Genomic DNA, 18,988 nt, shown 5'->3' with positions numbered 1-18,988 from the left:
GCCATCAACGACCTCCTGAAGCAGGGCTTTTCCTCTCATTTCTGATGACCAGACCTGTCATCATCACAAGCAGAATTGCCATCACGAGGGCGGCCAGTGCGAGGCTGGCATTGACACCACTGAGATAGGCGGTCTTGGCCGACGTGATCAATGCCTCTCCCGCATCGGGAGGCAGATGGGCGGCCGCCCCTATCGCTTCCTCCATGCTCGTCCGGGCAGCTTGCGGCAGAACAGGCAATGCTGCGGTGGACAGAGTGCTGCTATAGATGTAGCCCATCACGCTGCCCAGAATAGCCACCCCAAGCGTACCACCCAACTCATAGGCGACGGATTCGATGGCACCAGCCATGCCCGCCTTGTCATTGGGGGCACTGATCATGATGGCCGTGGAGGCTGCTGCCATGGCTCCTCCGGCAGCAAAGCCGATGAGGGCAAGGGTGGTCAGTTCCAGCCACGGCTGCGACATATGTCCGCCAAAGCGATAGAGGATGGTACCGAAGGCCCCAAGGGCACATGTCGCGACCATCATCCGCTCAATGCCAAAGCCCATCATGAGTTTGCCAGCCCCCAGCCCAGAACAGAATGAAGCGATGGCAACGGGAAGCAGATAAATACCGGCGGTGAGCGGCGAGAAGCCCCTGACCAACTGCAATTCCTGGCTGACGATATATTGCATCCCCATCAGTGCGAAAGTGGCAAGAACCGCAATGCAGGCTCCGGCGGAAAAGCGGGTATTCCGGAAGAGCGAAAAGTCGACCAGTGGAGAGGGCAAATGCGCCTGGCGACGCAAGAATAGGAAGCCGAAGAGACACCCAAGGACAAAGGCCAGCGTGACATGGCTCCAGACAGCATCAGCCTTGAGCGCTCCCTTGATTGCCAGAAGCAGACCGATCAGGCTGACCATCAAATAGAGGGATGTCAACAGATCCCAATGCCTGTCTTTGTTGGCAGGTAAATGAGGTATCTTTGCCAGCGTCAGAATCATCGTCAACAGAACGATTGGAAGATTGATGAGGAATACCGATCCCCACCAGAAATGATTGAGCAAAAGCCCGCCGACGATTGGCCCGAGAGCCGCGCATCCCGACCAAACGCCACCCCAGATCCCGATGGCGGTTGCCCTTTGGCTGTCCTCGGTGAAGATGAGCCGAACAATGGAGATGGTGGATGGCAGGATCATGGCAGCCCCAACGGCCAGCGTCCCTCTCAACACGATGAACAAGCCAGTTGTTGGCGCAAAAGCTGCGCCCAGGGATGCCATTCCGAACAGGGCCAGGCCGATCAGCAGGAGTGTCCTGTGGCCGATCCGGTCTGACAGGGCGCCAAATCCCGGCAACAGTCCGGCCATGACAAGACTGTAAGCGTTGACCATCCAGAGTTTGTCGGCGTTGGTCGATCCCAACTCGATGGTCAGGCGTGGCAGGGCAACATTCAGCACGGTCATGTCGATGCCAATGGGCAGCAGTGCCAGTGAAATGACAGCAAGCCCCGTCCAGGGATTGGCCGCATTCAGAGAGGATGGATTATTCATTGCTGTGTCATCTTGAACAATTGGGTATAAAGCGTCGAGAATTGGTTTGCATCGCTTCCGGTGAACACCGCAAACCAGATGCCATCTGCGGCCATTCTCACCGCATGCAGCACTTCGCCATCATCTGTTTGCCGGTGGCGGACAAGTCGCTGGTTCAGCCAATTGTTCCAGACCGATTGCAGCGACGCATCGGTGATGGCTGAAATCCAGATGGCCGCCGAAGGACTATCTTTTACGCTTGCCTTCACAGATTGAAGGTAGGCACGGGTAAACTGCCCATGGGGGACGGGATCATCCTCGATATATGCGTCAATTTCCCTGTCCAGTTCATCAATCATTTCGGCAAACACCGCATCGAGCAGGCTCTGCTTGTTGGTGAAATGATGGAAAAACGCTCCCTTCGTAACACCTGAAGCGCGACAGACCTGTTGTATGCTTACCAGAGCCAGCCCCTTTTCCGAGGCCAGCTTTAACGCGTTTTCAATGAGGAGACGACGAACCTTTTGCGGGTTCTTTTCGCGATGATGTGCTTTTGTCATGACGGAAACATACCGATTGGTATTTTTGAGTCAACACATTTTTCTCATGAGGTTCTATTGGTCTCACTCGCAGGGCTCTTTTTGAAGGGTGGCACGTTGCTGAAATTGGAATTGGATGAAGGCTCGGACAGTGCGAAAGCAATGGGTTTTGCAATCGGTTCACCATTCGAATACCCTTGACGATATTATGATAGTCATGAGTTGGATGGGGACGACAGCAGCAGCTAATCCTTGCGCATGATCCAGTCCCGTGTCGATTCCAGGAATTCCTGCGAAAGACTGGTATCATTGACGGCGCGCGCCAAGATCAGGGCGCCGACCATGGCTGACCATGTGGCAATCGCTTCGCGCCGCACCTGTGCGGGATCAGTCTCCTCGCCCTGTTCTTTGGCAAGCGCATCGGTCAGGCGGGCCAGTTGCGTCTCAATGACACGGGTCAGTTCTGCACGTGCTTCCTGGGTTTGATGGCGGAATTCCAGCCCGAGCGCGGCAGTGGCACACCCCTCACCAGCATTGTCCCTGTGCTCGCAAGAGAGATAGTGCTTCGTAAATTCTTCGAAAGAGGGATAAGTTTCTTCCTGATCCGTCATTTGCTCCATCGTTTTGCAAACAAGCTCGTCCTTGGACCGGAAATGACCGTAGAATCCGCCGTGGGTAAGCCCTGCCGCTTGCATGATCTCTGCGACAGAAACCGCATCGACACCCTTTTCTCGAAACAATCTTGCCGCTTCGGCGAGGATGCGCTGGCGGTTCTCTGCCATTTTTTCCCGCGAGACTCTCATTCCGACATTTCCTTCTCAAGTGCCCTTGAATTTTACATGATGGCTATCATTTATACTGAAAATGATGAGTATCATGTAAGAAAACCCTACTCTCTGGAGCCTGATGTGACAAACAAACTCTTTGAACCCTATTCTCTGGGCGATATCAGCCTTTCCAACCGCGTTGTCATGGCGCCTCTTACCCGCAGTCGTGCGGTGGAAGGTCTGGTCCCCAATCCGTTGGCCGCGCTCTACTATGGCCAGCGGGCCACAGCGGGCCTGATCATCACTGAAGCAACGCAGGTGTCTGAAATGGCGCAAGGCTATCAGAATACACCCGGCCTCTATACGGCCGAGCAAATCGCAGGCTGGCGCAAGGTGACGGACGCCGTTCATGACGCGGGCGGCAAGATCTTTGTGCAGCTCTGGCATGTCGGGCGCGTGAGCCATTCCGACTTGCTGGGCGGCAAGGCTCCCGTCGCACCTTCCGCGATCAAGGCCGAGACCATGTCCTTCGTGAATAACAGCTTCGTGCCCACGTCAATGCCACGCGCGTTGGAGCTTTCCGAAATTCCTGACGTCATCGAGAGCTTCCGCAGCACAGCCCGCAATGCCATCGAGGCAGGGTTCGACGGTGTGGAAGTGCACGGAGCCAATGGCTATCTGCTTGACCAGTTCTCCAAAGACGGCTCGAACCATCGTACGGATGCCTATGGTGGCAGTATCGAGAACCGCGCCCGTCTGTTGCTTGACGTCACAAAAGCCGTCGTCGATGAAATCGGAGCAGGGCGCACCGGCATTCGCCTCTCTCCCGTGACGCCGGCCAATGGCATTTCCGACAGCAATCCGCAGCCGTTGTTCAATTACATCACCGAGCAGCTGGACGGTCTGAAGCTTGCCTATCTGCATGTGATCGAAGGGGCAACGGGTGGTCCTCGGGACAATGCACCGTTCGATTTCGGGGCGCTGCGCTCCCGTTTCCATGGCACCTATATTGCCAACAACGGCTATGATCTTGCTCTGGCAGACAAGGCTTTGGCAGCAAACGACGCTGACCTCGTCGCCTTCGGTCGTGCCTTCATTGCCAACCCCGATCTTGTCGCCCGCCTCAAATCTGGCGCAAGTCTGACGGACCTTGATCAGGCAACCCTTTATGGAGGAGGCGAAAAGGGATACACCGACTATCCATTCATGACGTCTGATGCCTAAGACCATGAAAAGCTGGATATTGGACAAATGCAATAAGGGGTGAGCTCTGCACCTGATCGGAGACTACACCTCTCAGCGGAGATCCTGTTGGACAACAGGGGAGGCGGCTGCGAACGCAGATTTGATATCTGGCACGTCATCGGCCCAATCCCTCATGCTCGTTCCCTTGTATTTGACTGCCAAATACAAGGGGCGGGACCGATCGATCTGCTGATTGATTTTGCGAGGATCGCTTTGAACGAGTTGCCTCGTCAGGCGAGAAACACGGCCTTTTCTATCGATATGCCCTGCATCTCTGATGTTGCTCCTCCCTCCTCTTTGGGAGGGCAAGCGAGTTGGGGGGCTGGCTTGATTGCTAGTCCTGATCCTTCTTGTCTACAGAAAAACTGGTTTCCAGATGCTGGGCGTCCAAGATGGCGGCGCGGGCTTGCAACAGATGATATTTCATGTATCCGGCGGCCGCATCGCTGTCTTTGGTGTCGATGGCATCGCGAATGCGCGAATGCTCTTCGATGATACGAATGCGGCGGGCAGGGGCTCCCTCGCGCGCAAGTTCAAGACCGATATGCATGGTCTCCTGAACGGGCAGTCTAAGATCTGTCAGCAGCTGCACGAAAAAGTCGTTGCCGGAAGCACGTGCGATGGCGTCGTGAAAGGCAATATCCTCGTCCTGACCCAATTCGCCCTTGGCAATTGCGTTGTCCAGAGCATCGACCGCATCGGCGATTTCCTCCACCTGAGCCCGGGAGCGTCTTGTCGCAGCAAGCCTTGTGGCTTCTATTTCCAAAACCATTCTGGGTTCGAAAGATCGAATGAAACGTGACAGATCAAACACGTTGGCAAAATCGGTCAGGCGTTTGGAGGGTTTGAGTGCCACGAAGGAGCCCAGCCCTCTTTTTGAGTAGATCAGGCCATCGGTCGACAGGCGGGACAAAGCCTCCCTTACGATCGGACGAGAGACATGGAACGCGCTCGACAACTCTGATTCAGAGGGCAACTTGTCTCCTGCCGAATATTCACCTGTCGTTATTTGCGAAAGGATCTGAGCGTAAATGGTGTCAGACAGTTTTTGCTTGCGTGCAGGAACAACAGGTATCTTGGCCATGATTGCTTTTCTCAATCCCATCTGGTTGTGTGAAGCGTTCGACATCGAGAAGGTCATTCCTTTTAGTTGAAATCCATTTTTTAGGCCAGAGCGAAAGCCGGTCAGTTGATAACTCAAATGACAAGCGGTCTCTTTCGGGCCTTCGGATTTTCAAGGTCGAGGTCCTCGCTCTCACCGAAAGTCGACCTTTCTTTCCCACAAGTGAAGGTGTAGGATTCGCCTGCCTTTTCTTAACTTGATAATTTATTTTACAAGTAACTTGTAAATTATTTTGACAACAAGTCAAGTTCGGACTAAGCTCTGGCCTAACGACAAATGAACAGATCAAGCATGAACAAAATATGCTTGAACCCAAACTCGTTCATGAAGGAAGGCCAATGAATCCGCCAGAAATTGAAAATTCCCCTCTGTCTGACTGTTCGCAACCCAAGCGTATCGTAACGCTCGGAAATGCATTTCTGGACACAATTCTCTTTCTGCCGGAGCTTCCTGACAAGCCTCTGAAAATGCGCGTCCTGGATGTTAAGTTTACAGGTGGAGGCATTGCGGCCACTGCTGCCTGTGCTGCATCACAGCTGGGTGCAGATGTCACCTACTGGGGTCGGTTGGGGGTTGATGACATCGGGGATCGCATCATTGATCGCCTTACTCAATTCAAGGTCAGGACAGATTTTGTCTCCCGCGTGCAAGGAGGGCGAAGCCCGATGGGCACGATTCTGGTGGCGCCTGACGGAGAGCGTACAGCTCTGGGTTTCATTGGTGCTGATCTGGGTGACGAAGCCGAATGGTTGCCTCTTGGCCGTCTGGATGACGTTTCGGCGGTGCTTGCCGATTACAGCTGGTGGCAAGGGGCGCGCGCCTTGTTTGAAGCCGCTTCGGAGAAAGGGATCGTTTCGGTGCTTGATGCCGATGTGGGCGACCTCGACGCGGTTCACAATCTTCTTGCCTACCCCGATCATCTCGTTTTTTCCGCCGCGTGTCTGAGACGCCTTACCGACCGGGATGACCTCGGCGACGCCTTGCAGGTCGCAGATGACATGAGCCGCGGCACGGTTTCTGTCACGGATGGGGCGAGAGGATTTTTCTGGTGCGAGCAAGGCTCAATCAACCATGTGCCTGCGTTTGAAGTGGCAGCAGTCGACACCAATGGTGCAGGTGACATCTTTCATGGCGCTTTCACCCTGGCTCTTGCCGAAGGCATGTCAATTCAGGACGCAGCGCGATTTGCAAGCGCCGCTGCCGCACTCAAATGTGCGCATGGCAGTGGCTGGGAAAGCATTCCTGACCGTTCACAGGTCGAAGCATTTCTTAACGGAGGACAAGCATGACTATCACCCCTGGTAAATATTGGAGAATGCGCCGTTTGGCGGATGACAATGGTCGCTTCAAGATGCTGGCCATGGACCAGACCGGGCCCATCGTCAATCCAATCAAAGAGATCCGTAAAACCGACAAGGCGCCATTTGCCGATGTGTCAGCTGTCAAATCCATGCTTGGCCGCTATCTTGCTCCCAAGGCGTCGGCGGTGCTGGTTGACGCTCCGTACGGCTATGCGCCCACGATTGCGGACATACCAGCCCGTACCGGCCTTCTGATCGGCACCGAGTGGGCGACTTGGCAAACACTGGAAACGGGCCGCAAATCCTCGAACGTTCCGGGTTGGGATCCCAGCGTCATCCGCACAATCGGTGGCGATGGTGTAAAAGTCAATCTCTGGTATCGCGCCGATGCTTCCGAAGATGTCAAACAGCATCAGTTGTGCTACTTGAACGGCGTGAAAAAAGCCTGCCGGGAGAATGATATCCCGTTCATTCTCGAATATCTGGTCTATCCTTTCCCCTCCGAAAGTCAGGAGGAGTTTCTGGCAAAGCGTATTGAACTCGTAAAGGGGTCTCTGGCTGACAAGGCGATCATGGATCCGGAAGGCGTGGATGTCTTCAAGCTTGAACCGCCAACCGAAACCATCAATGTGCCGGATCCTGACGGACCCGAAGCATCAAAAATTCAGGCCAGATTTGATGATATGGCCAAGGATCTGGGGCGGCCCTGGGTGCTGCTGAGCGCCGGTTCCACACCGGAAGATTTCGTTCGGTTGCTGACCTATGCCTATCGCGCCGGGGCCAATGGATATCTTGCAGGTCGGGCGATCTGGTTGCAACCTTTCTCCAACTTCCCTGATATTTCCAAGATGGAAAAGGAACTTTCAGAAACCGCTCCTGCCCTGATGGATCAACTCAACGCGATGACCGATGAAATGGCAACGCCATGGACAGAAGCCGCTCCATGGAATGGCAAGGTCGAGATGGCTCCCGGTGGGGAAACTTTCGCGAATGACTATTCCAGCCGACTGGCGGCAGGTTTCTAAAACTGGATCGGAGTAGATGGAATGAACTATCTGGACTTTGGCGGTGTTTTCTCTCGAATGGATTTGCTGATATCGGGTGCAATCCTGACGATGCAGGTTTCGCTTCTTGCGATGCTGTTTGCGCTGTGTTTGGCAACGCTTGTTGCGGTCATGCAGCTCAGTCGGTTTGCGACTGTTCGATTTGTCGCAGTGGCCTATATCGAAGCCATCCGAAATACACCGTTCATTGTCCAGCTGTTCGTCATCTATTTCGGTTTGCCCGCGATCGGCATGAGCCTTGAACCGCTGCCTTCTGCCATTCTGGCGATGACATTCTATGGTGGTGCCTACACCTCGGAGATCATTCGGGCCGGCATTCAGGCCGTTTCCAAAGGCCAGATTGAAGCGGGAAAATCGCTTGGCATGTCGACGCTCGACATTTTCCGCTACATCATCATCAAGCCGGCAATCGCAGCGGTTTATCCATCCATGGTATCGCAGTTCATTCTGTTGCTTCTGTCGTCGAGCGTGGTCTCGGCCATTTCTGTTCCCGAATTGACCGGAATTGGTAACGACATCCAGGGCATCACGCTGCGCAACATGGAAGTCTATCTGGTGATCGCGGCGATGTATGTCGCGCTTGTCGCCCTGCTCAAAGGTGGCTTGACGCTTATTGAGCGCAGAGTTTTTCCTTTCAAATTCCTAAAGGGGTAAGGACGCTGTCATGATGTTCCAAGAGTTCAGCCTGCCGCATGTTTACTTTATGCTCCAAGGTCTTGCATGGACCATAGGACTGGCTGTCATCGCCTTGACCGGTGGATCTATCGCAGGGTCGCTCCTTGCCCTCATGGCAGTGTCGCGGAACCGCTGGGTTCGCAGAGTTGCCAAACTCTATATCTTTGTCGTTCAGGGAACGCCCCTGCTGGTTACCCTGTTCATCGCCTATTTCGGTGCCAACTATGTTGGTTTCGAAGTACCGCCACTTGTGGCGATATCAATAGCCTTCTCATTTTATGCCGCCGCCTTTCTGGGAGAGATATGGCGTGGTTCGATCCATTCTGTTCCGATTGGACAAAGCGAGGGGGCTCATGCCTTGGGGCTCAGCCGGTTTGATGCGATGAGATATATCATCATTCCTCAGGCCGTTAAGATCGCAACCCCACCAACAGTTGGCTTTTTCGTGATGCTCATCAAGAACACGTCTCTTGCCTCTGTTGTTAGCATCACCGAATTGACACGCACGGCCCAGATCGTAAGCAACGCAACCTTCAAGCCTCTTCAAGTCTATCTTCTTGCTGCTTTGTTCTATTTCCTTGTGTGCTTTCCGCTGACGATCGTTAGCCGCAAGCTCGAACGTCGGCTCCACAAATCTTGATTATCGTAGGAGGAGTTTAACAGATGATCAAATTCGTAAAAACCGCTTTGGCAAGTGTGGTCGCAACGGCCCTGCTTTGCACCGCCGGGTTGGCTCAAGTCCAGGACGAGTCACTACAGAAAATCATTCAGCGCGGAAAACTGATTGTTGGTATTTCGCTCTCTACACCCCCATACGGGATGACCGACAAAGACATGAAACCTGCCGGTTTCGACGTCGCCATGGCCAAACTGATTTCTCGCGACCTTGGCGTCGAGCTTGAAATTGTTGACCAGGTTTCCCAGGCCCGCATTCCAAACCTGACCAGCGGCAAAGTCGACATTCTGATCTCTTCTTTCGGGGTCACTGCGGAACGCGCGAAAACGGTCATGTATACCAACTCGATCTATGTTGACGAACAGATGATCCTTGCTCCGGCAAAAGCTGATCTCAAAAATCTCAAAGATCTTGTTGGTAAACGCGTTGGCGTGACCAGATCAACCACAAATGACACACTGATCACCGAACGGGCAGTTGAAGGCACCATCATTCAGCGCTTCGAAGATGATGCAGCGACCAACCAGGCCCTGTTCACCGGCAAGGTTGATGCGATCGTATCCGGCGTTGCCGCAGCTATCGCGATCAGCAAACATACTGATAAATTCGATCGTAAATTTGCGGTCCGTCAGTCTCCGATGGCAATCGGCGTTCGTCACGGTGAATTCAATCTGCGTCAATGGCTCAACACTGACCTGCTGATGCTCTGGAATTCGGGCGAATTGCAAGCCGCTCAGAAAGAATGGCTGGGTGTTGTCAACGAAGAGTTGCCACGCTTCTAGTGAAATACTTGTCCCAAACTGCTTGCGGTTTGGGACAAATCTGCACAAACCAATGTTGGAAATCCAACCTTGGGCCGGATGGACAAGATTCAAGTCTATAGTTAACCAGGACGCTCCCTGTCGAATGCCTGTTTCGAAGGTGGAAATCATGACGAGTTCAGAACAACAATCAAATCCGATCATTCGTGCCGAGAAAATGAATAAGTTCTTCGGTGCCTTTCACGCCTTGAAAGACATTGATCTGACAGTCGCACGAGGGGAGACGGTGGTGCTCTGCGGGCCTTCGGGGTCTGGCAAATCGACATTGATCCGGTGTCTGAATGCACTTGAAATGCACGAAAAGGGAAATCTGGAAGTGGCTGGCGTAAAGCTTTCGGGCAAACGCAAGGATGTCGATCTTGTTCGTCGCAAAACCGGCATGGTGTTCCAGAGCTTCAATCTGTTTCCCCATATGACGGTTCTCGAAAACTGCATGATTGCCCAGATGCGGGTCAAAAAGACGTCCAAGGAAGACGCAAAGAAAGTCGCCGAGCGCTTTCTCGCCCGTGTCAAGATTCCCGAACAGGCAAACAAATATCCCTCGCAACTATCCGGTGGTCAGCAGCAGCGCGTTGCAATCGCCAGAGCCTTGTGCATGAGCCCGGAGGTCATGTTGTTTGACGAGCCGACGTCGGCACTTGATCCGGAAATGGTTCGAGAGGTTCTTGACACGATGGTCGAACTGGCCCGCGAAGGCAGCACGATGATCTGTGTGACTCATGAAATGAATTTTGCGCGCAAGGTTGCCAACAAGGTTGTCTTCATGGATCAGGGGATGATTTTGGAAGTTGCAAAGCCTGATGTCTTCTTCACGAACCCGCAACATGAAAGAGCCAAGGAATTTCTGGCTCAAATTCTGCACTAAAGCGAGCCTTGAAATTCCGAATACAAGCGGTGTGCTTCCTGCAAGATGGGAACAAAAAGAAACAAGCCCCTTCCAATCCCTGGTGGAAGTCAAAGGGAGCACATCGCGCACTTTCTTGTTTTCCAAGCCCTGTTTGGGCCGGATGATTTCGTGTCACGCGTTGGTCGGTGACATCTGGCCGGGTCTGGCTTTGATTGTTCATTGCCAGCCATGGCGATGCGAGGCACGGTGTGCCTTGCATCGGGCTGATGACAGTCTGCAATCCTGTCGCGTTTCCTGTGGCAATGACGGCCTGTCTCTAGTTCAAGTCGTAGCGAAGGCCAACGCGGATTTCCTGCGCATATAGATTTTCGAACTTCACCGGATTTTCCGAAGGGTTTGTCGTCGGATGATCTGTCCGGGCTGTCCCCAAGGATACCAGGCGATAGTTGGTATCGAACTTCAGCCTGTCGCTGATATCGAACGAAGCACCTGCCATGACGTTCCAGGCAAAGTTGACTTTGCCATAGTCTCCGAAGGCATAGCCTTTGGTGGTCGTGTAATCGGACGTTCTGAGATAGGCCATCCCGGCACCGGCTCCGATATAGGGGGTCATGGAGTTCCAGGTTCCGATGTCATAATAACCATTGAGCATCAGGGTCCATGCACTGAAATTGAGGGTTTCAATTGTGCTGCAATTGAGTTCGGTGCAAGGCGCGTTACCAGTGAGTTTTGCCTTTCCATGGTAATCGACAGTCAGGTCGCCACGGAGTTTTTCATTGAAATAATAGCCGATACCGGCACCGGCGACGAGGCCGTTTTCAATATGCTCGTTGTAAAATTCCGGGTCGGCGCTTGCAACCGGAAGCCATGACCCGTGACCACCTGAATAGGCGGCAGCACCGAGATCTCCTCGTAAATACCAACCAGACCCGATTTCAACAGGGGGCAGTGGTTCGTATTCAACAAAGGGAGGGGCTTGCATATCCGCTGCAAAAGCGGCTGCTGTGGACATTGCAACAGCAAAAACACTCAAAGATACTCTCTTTGCAAGCTTACGCATCTCTTTATCCTTCGAATAGCGTTCGGTTGGGAGCTTTCGGAAAGCCTTCGAAGCAAAGATGTCATATTATAATTAATACCAGTTTAACCATAATTTGAATAAGGGAACAGGGTGAGAACTGCTCGTCATGCTTGTAATGTGGCAGACCAGAGCTGAGCCGCATTTGCGCAGGATGTGTCAAATGGACAAACAGAGCCGGTTTTCTGCTTTTGGGATTGAGTAGCCTGCCTTTGGGGGAGAGGCCTCAAAGCCTGTTGGCGGAGTCAGAATGGTCTTGCCCGTCTTTCCTCGAGAGAGACGATCAGGCGTTCCACGAATTTTTGCGCCGCAATCGAGGTTAGGCTCTGGGCGGCGCATACGATGTTGATGAAGCCCGTCAGCAATTCGCTGGACGTGATGGGAACAAGCTTGTATCCGCGCATGGCAAATTCTTCGAAATCCTCCCGAAATGGCAGGCAGAAAGCAATGCGGGCATTCATGGTGGCGCTCAGGTGTGGCAGAGGGTCGGCACATTCCAGAAGATTGCGTAATTCGATGCCAATTTTCTCGCAGGCTGAATCGATCTTGATGCGCAATTCGGTGTCTCTTGGGGGCATCACGATGGCATGATCAATGAGTTCATAAAGCAGCAGGGCGTTTTTCTGTCGGGTCGGGGCACCGTTGGGCAAGGCCGCGAAAATCTGGGTTTCAATGGCATGGATGACCTGAAGATTGCGCGTCAGAACCGGCTGATAAAACAGGGCAACATCGATATGGTTGCTTTTGAGGGCTGCTTCTAGGTCTTTTTGCGCAATGACCTTCAGCGTGAAGGAAACCTGCGGATGATCATTCTGATATTCGGCGATCTGCTTATGAATGAATTTGTGGCCGAGATCGCCGCTGATGCCGATCCGCACGGTGCCTGTTCTAAGGCCCTTGATGTCGCTGATCTGGCTCTGCAACTTCTCGAATCCGGCCAGCTGCTTCTGTGCATATCTATAGAATAACTCCCCTTCCACCGAGAGACGAACCCCCTTGGTCAGGCGATCGAAAATCTGGATTCCTAGGTCCATTTCCAGTGTTTGAATATGCCTGTTGAGGGCCGATGGCGAGATTGCCAAGGTCTCCGCAGCCCCTCTGATCGAGCCGGCTTCAGCGATTGATTTAACATATTTGAACGACTGTAAGTGGCGCATAAATTCATATATTCCAGCAACTTAGGTCTTGTGGTGCAAGAAACGCAACACGTCACTGAGAAGTTTGAGGCAGACGAAAGTGTAATTTCAATCTAGCGTTCCCATCAACCACTGACACATATCATCCAGCGGTTATCATAGCAAAACCAAAATAAGCGCACCTTCCAGCGCTGATCTGCCAGGGGATCATCAAAAATGAAAAAACTAATTCTTGCCACAGCACTTTTGGCTTCTACGACTTGCGGTGCTATGGCTGACATCAAGGTTGGCATCCTGCATTCCTTGTCCGGCACCATGGCCATTTCCGAAACTACACTCAAAGACACCATGTTGATGCTGATTGACCAGCAGAATGCAAAAGGCGGCATCAATGGCGAGAAACTCGTTCCTGTTGTTGTTGACCCGGCTTCTGACTGGCCGCTTTTCGCCGAGAAGGCACGAGAGCTTCTGACCGTGGAAAAAGTTGACGTCATTTTCGGCTGCTGGACGTCCGTTTCCCGTAAATCTGTGCTGCCTGTTCTGGAAGAGTTGAACGGCCTGCTCTTCTACCCTGTTCAGTATGAAGGCGAAGAAAGCTCCAAGAACGTCTTCTACACCGGTGCTGCTCCGAACCAGCAGGCAATTCCTGCGACAGACTATTTCCTTGAAGAGCTGGGCGTCGAAAAATTCGCGTTGCTGGGTACCGACTATGTCTATCCTCGCACGACCAACAAGATCCTTGAGCAGTATCTGAAAGACAAGGGCATCGCAGCCGAAGACATTTTCGTCAACTACACCCCGTTCGGTCATTCCGACTGGTCCAAGATTGTTGCTGACGTTGTCAAACTCGGAGAAGACGGCAAGAAGGTCGGCGTAATCTCCACCATCAACGGTGACGCCAATATCGGTTTTTACAAAGAGCTGGCTGCGGCTGGCGTGTCTGCTGACGATATTCCCGTCGTTGCCTTCTCTGTTGGCGAAGAAGAGCTGACCGGGCTTGACACCACCAACCTTGTTGGCCATCTGGCTGCCTGGAACTATTTCCAGTCTGCTGACAGCGAAGCAAACGCCGAATTCATCAAAACCTGGAAAGCCCGCATGGGTGAAGAACGCGTCACCAACGACCCGATGGAAGCCCATTATATCGGCTTCAACATGTGGGTGAATGCTGTCACCGAAGCTGGCACGACCGATGTGGACGCTGTTCGCGAAAAAATGTATGGCCAGAAATTCCCGAACCTGACCGGCGGCACTGCTGAAATGCTCGTCAACCACCATCTCTCCAAACCGGTTCTGATCGGTGAAATCCTGGAAGATGGGCAGTTCGACATCATCAGCCAGACCGCAGAAGTACCAGGCGATGCCTGGACCGACTACCTGCCAGAGTCTGCGGTTCTGAAGTCTGATTGGAAAAACCTCAATTGCGGCATGTACAACACAGAAACCAAAACCTGTGTTCAGTTGAAGTCCAACTACTAAGCCTTCCGAGTTGCCAATCAGCGCAGGGGCCTTCATGGTCCCTGCGCTCAGGAAAGTTCATTCCCCATGACCCGCTTTTTTCCTGCATTTCTGTTTCTGGCTCTGTTCACCCTCAGTCTGGGACTTGCCGGATCAATCGCGCAAGCCCAACAAGCGACCAGCGCGAGCCTGGAACACTCTGCCGAACCCCATGCCTCTGCCTTCAGTGCCGCACTCAAGGCGAATGCTGCTCACATCATCAAGGGGTCGGTCAAGACTGCCCAATCGGTGATTGATGCCATTCAGGAAACCGGTTCGCCTGCCGCTGATATGTTTCTGGATCTCTGGCAGAACAAGGATGTCTGGTACAGGAAAAAAGACAAGGCACTGTTTACGGTCAAGAAGAAGGACTCAAAGACCTACACCCTGTTTGATCCGGAGAGCGGCGATCCCGTCGGGACGGCATCCAAAAAGGAGATCAAACAGATCAAGCCCAATTCCGGGGTGCGAGCGATGGTTGGTGCGGCCCTCGTTGCCAATCAGTTGGTGAGCGAGGATGTCGAGCTTCGCAAGGCAAGTCTTGACAGCCTTGCGCGGGATCCCAAACCATCCCATCTGTTGCCATTGCGCCGAGCCGTTTCGCGCGAGACTGACGAAGGGCTCAAGAGAAGCATGATCCGTCTCGAGCGCCTGCTTACAACACAATATGACAAGGACGAGAAGGCGCGGGTTGCCGCGATCCGGAGTTTTGCTTCCGATCTGGGGCTCGATGTGCGTGCCCGTCTCAATCCGATCCTAGCATCAAGGATCGTAGTTGAGAAAACCGAGCGAGAAGATGAAGGCACCGCGCGCCGCGTTTATGCAGGCAGCGACGAGCATTTGTCTGTCACTCAGGCCTATGACATGCTGGTCGCCAAAGGCTGGGCTTCGGCTGACATCTCGCCCGATCAGAAATATGATACGCTGGTTGCCAATATCAAGGATGGGCAGGTGGGCGGCTTGCCTGTTGCAAGCCTTAACGAGCCAGAGGCCCGACACACCGCTTACAAGGCATTGGTCGAGGCTGGTCTTGCGCCTCACGATCCAAGTGATGAAGAGGTTGCGGCGGCGGTTGCCAATGCGGCCTTCTATGCTGTTTATGACGAGCCGTCCGAGGCTGTCATCAAGGCGACGCAGGAAACGCTCGCGAGCATTGAAACCCGTGTGTCTCTGTCCGAATTTGCGGATTTGTTCCTGGATGGTCTGTCGCTGGCATCGATCTTCTTCCTTGCCGCCATCGGTCTTGCCATCACCTTCGGCGTGATGGGGGTGATCAACATGGCCCATGGCGAGTTTATCATGATGGGCGCCTATACCGGCTATCTCGTTCAGCAATATATTACCAATTATACGCTCTCGATCATTGTCGCGATCCCGGCGGCTTTTGTGGTGACCTTTGCGGCGGGGGTTGCTCTTGAGCGGCTGGTTATCCGCCATCTCTATCATCGACCGCTGGAAACCCTGCTGGCGACCTTCGGTGTCTCGATCGCCTTGCAGCAGTTGGCCAAGAATATCTTTGGCACACAGGCCCGCCCGCTCACGTCGCCCGAGTGGCTGGATGGGGCGTTGGTGATCAATGACGTGATATCCATCAGCTGGATTCGCGTCGCGATCTTTGCTCTTTCGCTGATTTTCTTCGCCATGCTCTGGTTCATTCTCAACCGGACGCGGCTGGGACTGGAAACCCGTGCGGTGACACAAAATCCGCGCATGGCTGCGTCCATGGGCATCAATCCCAACAAGATCAACATGCTGACCTTCGGGCTAGGCTCCGGCATTGCCGGGATTGCCGGGGTTGCCATCGGTCTGTTCGCCAAAGTGACGTCCGAACTGGGGTCCGACTATATTGTGCAGTCTTTCATGACCGTGGTTGTCGGCGGGGTTGGCAATATCTGGGGAACCCTGGCTGGTGCTGCCATGATCGGCTTCTTGCAAAAAGGCATTGAATGGTTCAACCCGTCCAACACGCTTGCAGCCCAGACCTTCATGATCATCTTCATTATCATTTTCATTCAGTTCAGACCGCGCGGCATCATTGCCCTTAAAGGTCGGGCAGCGGGGGACTAAGCAATGCAAGGACCATTGATCAAGTTTCTGCTCAAACATCCCAGCGCAATGATCTTTCTGGGTGTTGTTGCACTCTTCACGATTTTCGTCACGCTTGGGAGCGAGGCTGTGGGTTACGGTTTCATCTCGACCTCCTTCATCAAGACACTTGGCAAGACGCTTTGCTTTTGTCTGATTGCCATCGCGATGGATCTCGTCTGGGGCTATACAGGCATTCTCAGCCTTGGCCATTTCGCTTTCTTTGGTCTGGGCGGCTACATGATCGGCATGTGGCTGATGTATGAGCGTACCCGCCTTATCGTGGTGGAAGCGGCGCATAATGCGCCTCTGCCGCCGACTTTTGCGGAAATTCAGGATGCCATCGGTACGCAGATTTTCGGTGTTGTGGGCGGGGCTGACTTGCCGGCCATCTGGGGCTTTGCGCATTTGCTGCCAGTGCAGCTTCTTCTGGTCGTGCTGGTGCCCGGCCTGCTCGCATTTGTTTTTGGCTGGCTGGCCTTCAAATCTCGTGTGACGGGGGTTTATCTCTCGATCCTGACGCAGGCGATGACCTTGGCGCTTTCGCTGTATCTGTTCCAGAATGATAGCGGCCTGCGCGGTAACAACGGCTTGTCCGGTTTGCAGAATTTGCCGCATCTTGAGGATACGCCGCAATCCTTCATTACCATCTGGTTCTTCTGGGCCTCGGCCTTTGCGCTGGCGCTTGGCTATCTGCTCATCAAGCTGATTGTCGAGAGCAAGATGGGCAATGTCATTCGCGGGATTCGTGATGATGAAGCCCGCGTGCGCTTCCTTGGCTATAATGTCGAGGTTTACAAGCTGTTTGTTTTCACATTGACCGCCATTATCGCAGCAATTGCGGGGGCTCTTTACTATCCGCAGGCCGGAATCATCAATCCGGCAGAAATTGCGCCCATTGCGTCGATCTATCTGGCGGTCTGGGTGGCAATCGGTGGCCGGGGGCGGCTCTATGGCGCTGCAATCGGTGCTGCCTTTGTCTCGCTGTTGTCCAGTTGGTTCACGGGCGGTCAGGCTCCCGATGTTGATCTTGGCATCTATACCATCAAATGGGTGGACTGGTGGCAGGTTCTTCTCGGTGTCAGCTTCGTGGCGGTGACACTTTACGCGCCGCAAGGGATCGGTGGTCTGTTTGATAAAATCAATCTTGTCAAGGGCAGCAAGGGAGGCGAGCAATGAGTGGCGCTCTGTTGGAAGTGGACGGTGTTTCGGTTTCCTTTGACGGTTTCAAGGCGATCAACAATCTCTCCTTCAATATTTTCGCTGGCGAGTTGCATGCCATCATCGGTCCGAACGGGGCTGGCAAGACCACCTTCATGGATATTGTCACCGGAAAGACCCGGCCCGACAGCGGCGAGGTGCGTTGGGGGGACGACAATATCAGCCTTCTCACAAAGTCAGAGAGCGATATTGCCCGTCTTGGTATTGGGCGCAAGTTTCAGAAGCCTACGGTTTTCGAAGACCAGTCCGTCAAGGACAATCTGATGATGGCCTTGCGCAACAAGCGCAGTCCTTTCGCGGTGCTGTTCTATCAAAGCAACAAGGAAGACCTTGAGAAGGTTGAGACCATTGCGGGTGAAATCGGACTTTCCGAACATCTTTCGCGTCGCGCCGGAGACCTGAGTCACGGCCAGAAGCAATGGCTTGAGATTGGCATGTTGCTCTCGCAGGATCCGCAGTTGCTGCTGGTTGATGAGCCAGCAGCAGGCATGACCGTTGATGAGCGCAACCACACAGTGGAATTGCTCGTTGAAGCAGCCAAAACCCGCGCCGTTGTCGTCATCGAGCATGACATGGAGTTCATCCGCAACCTTGATTGCAAGGTTACGGTACTGCATGAAGGCTCGGTTCTGGCAGAAGGCAGCCTTGACGCGGTTGTCAAAAACCAAAATGTAATTGATGTCTATCTGGGGCGCTGATCAATGTTGGATCTTGAAGGAATCACCCTGCATTATGGCCAAAGCCAAATTCTTTATGGCGTCGATTTGCAGGCCGAGCAGGGCAAAATCACTTGCCTGATGGGCACGAACGGTGTTGGCAAGACCAGCCTCCTGAAGGTCATTTCCGGCACACATAACCACTCCGGTGGGACCTATAGGCTTGATGGTCAGGAGCAGGGAAAACAGCCGGCTCACAATCTGGCCAAGCGGGGTGTTGGATATGTTCCGCAGGGGCGCGATATTTTTCCACTGATGACGGTGAAGGAGAATCTCGAGATCGGTTTTGCCTGCCTCGACAAAGGCGAACGCAAGGTTCCCGATGAAATTTTCGAGCTGTTCCCGGTGCTCAAGGAAATGCAGAACCGGCGTGGTGGTGACCTTTCCGGGGGGCAGCAACAGCAGCTGGCCATTGCTCGCGCATTGATCACAAAACCGAAATTGCTGCTGCTGGATGAGCCGACCGAAGGCATTCAACCCAACATCATCCAGCAGATTGGTCGCGTTATCTCTTTCCTCAAGGATCAGGGCGATATGGCTATTTTGCTGGTCGAACAGTATTTTGAGTTTGCTTTTTCCCTTGGAGACCATTTCTATTCCATGAGACGGGGAGAGATTATCCTTCAAGGCGAGAAAGAGTCCGTTTCGAAAAAGGATCTTCTGGCTACCCTCAGTGTGTAGAACTGG

Annotated in this window: 18 protein-coding genes; 12 read left to right on the top strand and 6 right to left on the bottom strand. The window is 53.4% G+C overall.

Translation table 11 applies throughout. From position 1 onward, the window contains the following. Nucleotides 1–4: 4 nt before the first annotated feature. The 3 genes from ACHZB8_RS21180 to ACHZB8_RS21170 form a co-directional block, all read right to left on the bottom strand. Nucleotides 5–1,531, bottom strand: a complete 1,527-nt coding sequence (locus tag ACHZB8_RS21180) for an MFS transporter (protein ID WP_316863226.1) — start codon at nucleotides 1,529–1,531, stop codon at nucleotides 5–7. After that, the gene (locus ACHZB8_RS21175) at nucleotides 1,528–2,070 is read right to left on the bottom strand and encodes a TetR/AcrR family transcriptional regulator (protein WP_316863225.1); all 543 of its coding nucleotides are present in this window, start codon (nucleotides 2,068–2,070) and stop codon (nucleotides 1,528–1,530) included. The genes ACHZB8_RS21180 and ACHZB8_RS21175 overlap by 4 nt, the downstream gene beginning before the upstream one ends. 224 nt (nucleotides 2,071–2,294) lie before the next feature. After that, complete coding sequence (locus ACHZB8_RS21170) at nucleotides 2,295–2,852, bottom strand: helix-turn-helix domain-containing protein (RefSeq protein WP_316863223.1); 558 nt, start codon at nucleotides 2,850–2,852, stop codon at nucleotides 2,295–2,297. A 39-nt stretch (nucleotides 2,853–2,891) separates the two neighbouring features. Between ACHZB8_RS21170 and ACHZB8_RS21165 the strand changes: the two genes are divergently transcribed. Continuing rightward, the gene (locus ACHZB8_RS21165) at nucleotides 2,892–4,040 is read left to right on the top strand and encodes an alkene reductase (RefSeq protein ID WP_394706243.1); all 1,149 of its coding nucleotides are present in this window, start codon (nucleotides 2,892–2,894) and stop codon (nucleotides 4,038–4,040) included. 355 nt (nucleotides 4,041–4,395) lie between these two features. Here the strand turns inward: ACHZB8_RS21165 and ACHZB8_RS21160 are convergent, their stop codons facing one another. Continuing rightward, nucleotides 4,396–5,190: a FadR/GntR family transcriptional regulator gene (locus ACHZB8_RS21160; protein ID WP_316863221.1), complete on the bottom strand. Its 795-nt coding sequence runs from the start codon at nucleotides 5,188–5,190 to the stop codon at nucleotides 4,396–4,398. Between the two features lie 332 nt (nucleotides 5,191–5,522). Between ACHZB8_RS21160 and ACHZB8_RS21155 the strand changes: the two genes are divergently transcribed. From ACHZB8_RS21155 to ACHZB8_RS21130, 6 genes are all read left to right on the top strand, one after another. Next, complete coding sequence (locus ACHZB8_RS21155; protein WP_316863220.1) at nucleotides 5,523–6,473, top strand: PfkB family carbohydrate kinase; 951 nt, start codon at nucleotides 5,523–5,525, stop codon at nucleotides 6,471–6,473. Next, complete coding sequence (locus ACHZB8_RS21150) at nucleotides 6,470–7,510, top strand: tagatose 1,6-diphosphate aldolase (RefSeq protein ID WP_316863219.1); 1,041 nt, start codon at nucleotides 6,470–6,472, stop codon at nucleotides 7,508–7,510. Before ACHZB8_RS21155 ends, ACHZB8_RS21150 begins: the two co-directional genes overlap by 4 nt. Before the next feature lie 21 nt (nucleotides 7,511–7,531). Further along, nucleotides 7,532–8,203 carry an amino acid ABC transporter permease gene (locus tag ACHZB8_RS21145; protein WP_316863218.1) on the top strand — a complete coding sequence of 224 codons (672 nt, stop codon included), beginning with the start codon at nucleotides 7,532–7,534 and terminating at the stop codon, nucleotides 8,201–8,203. A gap of 10 nt (nucleotides 8,204–8,213) precedes the next feature. Further along, nucleotides 8,214–8,864 (top strand): amino acid ABC transporter permease, encoded by a 651-nt coding sequence (locus ACHZB8_RS21140; protein ID WP_316863217.1) that lies wholly within the window; start codon nucleotides 8,214–8,216, stop codon nucleotides 8,862–8,864. 23 nt (nucleotides 8,865–8,887) lie between these two features. Further along, a complete protein-coding gene (locus ACHZB8_RS21135; RefSeq protein WP_316863216.1) occupies nucleotides 8,888–9,682 on the top strand; it encodes a transporter substrate-binding domain-containing protein in 795 nt (264 codons plus the stop codon). A 124-nt stretch (nucleotides 9,683–9,806) separates the two neighbouring features. Beyond that, nucleotides 9,807–10,586, top strand: a complete 780-nt coding sequence (locus ACHZB8_RS21130) for an amino acid ABC transporter ATP-binding protein (protein ID WP_394706235.1) — start codon at nucleotides 9,807–9,809, stop codon at nucleotides 10,584–10,586. 298 nt (nucleotides 10,587–10,884) lie between these two features. On the opposite strand, the gene ACHZB8_RS21125 is transcribed toward ACHZB8_RS21130, so the two are convergent. Then, nucleotides 10,885–11,628 carry an outer membrane beta-barrel protein gene (locus ACHZB8_RS21125; RefSeq protein ID WP_316863212.1) on the bottom strand — a complete coding sequence of 248 codons (744 nt, stop codon included), beginning with the start codon at nucleotides 11,626–11,628 and terminating at the stop codon, nucleotides 10,885–10,887. Between the two features lie 263 nt (nucleotides 11,629–11,891). Continuing rightward, a complete protein-coding gene (locus tag ACHZB8_RS21120) occupies nucleotides 11,892–12,803 on the bottom strand; it encodes a LysR family transcriptional regulator (RefSeq protein WP_316863210.1) in 912 nt (303 codons plus the stop codon). A gap of 195 nt (nucleotides 12,804–12,998) precedes the next feature. On the opposite strand from ACHZB8_RS21120, the gene urtA reads away from it, so the two are divergent. The 5 genes from urtA to urtE all read left to right on the top strand — a co-directional run bounded on the left by urtA (nucleotide 12,999) and on the right by urtE (nucleotide 18,982). Next, entirely contained in the window at nucleotides 12,999–14,261 is a 1,263-nt protein-coding gene (gene urtA / locus ACHZB8_RS21115) for an urea ABC transporter substrate-binding protein (RefSeq protein WP_316863209.1), read from the top strand. Nucleotides 14,262–14,327: 66 nt separating this feature from the next. Continuing rightward, complete coding sequence (urtB, locus tag ACHZB8_RS21110; RefSeq protein ID WP_316863207.1) at nucleotides 14,328–16,346, top strand: urea ABC transporter permease subunit UrtB; 2,019 nt, start codon at nucleotides 14,328–14,330, stop codon at nucleotides 16,344–16,346. Between the two features lie 3 nt (nucleotides 16,347–16,349). Continuing rightward, nucleotides 16,350–17,543 carry an urea ABC transporter permease subunit UrtC gene (gene urtC, locus ACHZB8_RS21105; RefSeq protein ID WP_316863205.1) on the top strand — a complete coding sequence of 398 codons (1,194 nt, stop codon included), beginning with the start codon at nucleotides 16,350–16,352 and terminating at the stop codon, nucleotides 17,541–17,543. Then, on the top strand, nucleotides 17,540–18,283 hold the full coding sequence (gene urtD / locus ACHZB8_RS21100) for an urea ABC transporter ATP-binding protein UrtD (protein ID WP_316863203.1): 744 nt from the start codon (nucleotides 17,540–17,542) through the stop codon (nucleotides 18,281–18,283). Before urtC ends, urtD begins: the two co-directional genes overlap by 4 nt. Before the next feature lie 3 nt (nucleotides 18,284–18,286). Continuing rightward, complete coding sequence (gene urtE, locus ACHZB8_RS21095) at nucleotides 18,287–18,982, top strand: urea ABC transporter ATP-binding subunit UrtE (protein WP_316863201.1); 696 nt, start codon at nucleotides 18,287–18,289, stop codon at nucleotides 18,980–18,982. Nucleotides 18,983–18,988 lie beyond the last annotated feature (6 nt).

It is taken from the genome of uncultured Cohaesibacter sp. (genome assembly GCF_963556055.3).
GTDB lineage: Bacteria > Pseudomonadota > Alphaproteobacteria > Rhizobiales > Cohaesibacteraceae > Cohaesibacter.
The sequence above is the reverse complement of the archived record's forward strand: the minus strand, read 5'-3'. Positions and strand labels throughout refer to the sequence as shown.

Bases quoted from the DNA above. Each gene is read 5' to 3' on its own strand.
- ACHZB8_RS21180 (WP_316863226.1), bottom strand. From the start codon at position 1,531: ATGAATAATCCATCCTCTCTGAATGCGGCCAATCCCTGGACGGGGCTT.
- ACHZB8_RS21175 (WP_316863225.1), bottom strand. From the start codon at position 2,070: ATGACAAAAGCACATCATCGCGAAAAGAACCCGCAAAAGGTTCGTCGT.
- ACHZB8_RS21170 (WP_316863223.1), bottom strand. From the start codon at position 2,852: ATGAGAGTCTCGCGGGAAAAAATGGCAGAGAACCGCCAGCGCATCCTC.
- ACHZB8_RS21165 (WP_394706243.1), top strand. From the start codon at position 2,892: ATGGCTATCATTTATACTGAAAATGATGAGTATCATGTAAGAAAACCC.
- ACHZB8_RS21160 (WP_316863221.1), bottom strand. From the start codon at position 5,190: ATGTCGAACGCTTCACACAACCAGATGGGATTGAGAAAAGCAATCATG.
- ACHZB8_RS21155 (WP_316863220.1), top strand. From the start codon at position 5,523: ATGAATCCGCCAGAAATTGAAAATTCCCCTCTGTCTGACTGTTCGCAA.
- ACHZB8_RS21150 (WP_316863219.1), top strand. From the start codon at position 6,470: ATGACTATCACCCCTGGTAAATATTGGAGAATGCGCCGTTTGGCGGAT.
- ACHZB8_RS21145 (WP_316863218.1), top strand. From the start codon at position 7,532: ATGAACTATCTGGACTTTGGCGGTGTTTTCTCTCGAATGGATTTGCTG.
- ACHZB8_RS21140 (WP_316863217.1), top strand. From the start codon at position 8,214: ATGATGTTCCAAGAGTTCAGCCTGCCGCATGTTTACTTTATGCTCCAA.
- ACHZB8_RS21135 (WP_316863216.1), top strand. From the start codon at position 8,888: ATGATCAAATTCGTAAAAACCGCTTTGGCAAGTGTGGTCGCAACGGCC.
- ACHZB8_RS21130 (WP_394706235.1), top strand. From the start codon at position 9,807: ATGCCTGTTTCGAAGGTGGAAATCATGACGAGTTCAGAACAACAATCA.
- ACHZB8_RS21125 (WP_316863212.1), bottom strand. From the start codon at position 11,628: ATGCGTAAGCTTGCAAAGAGAGTATCTTTGAGTGTTTTTGCTGTTGCA.
- ACHZB8_RS21120 (WP_316863210.1), bottom strand. From the start codon at position 12,803: ATGCGCCACTTACAGTCGTTCAAATATGTTAAATCAATCGCTGAAGCC.
- urtA (WP_316863209.1), top strand. From the start codon at position 12,999: ATGAAAAAACTAATTCTTGCCACAGCACTTTTGGCTTCTACGACTTGC.
- urtB (WP_316863207.1), top strand. From the start codon at position 14,328: ATGACCCGCTTTTTTCCTGCATTTCTGTTTCTGGCTCTGTTCACCCTC.
- urtC (WP_316863205.1), top strand. From the start codon at position 16,350: ATGCAAGGACCATTGATCAAGTTTCTGCTCAAACATCCCAGCGCAATG.
- urtD (WP_316863203.1), top strand. From the start codon at position 17,540: ATGAGTGGCGCTCTGTTGGAAGTGGACGGTGTTTCGGTTTCCTTTGAC.
- urtE (WP_316863201.1), top strand. From the start codon at position 18,287: ATGTTGGATCTTGAAGGAATCACCCTGCATTATGGCCAAAGCCAAATT.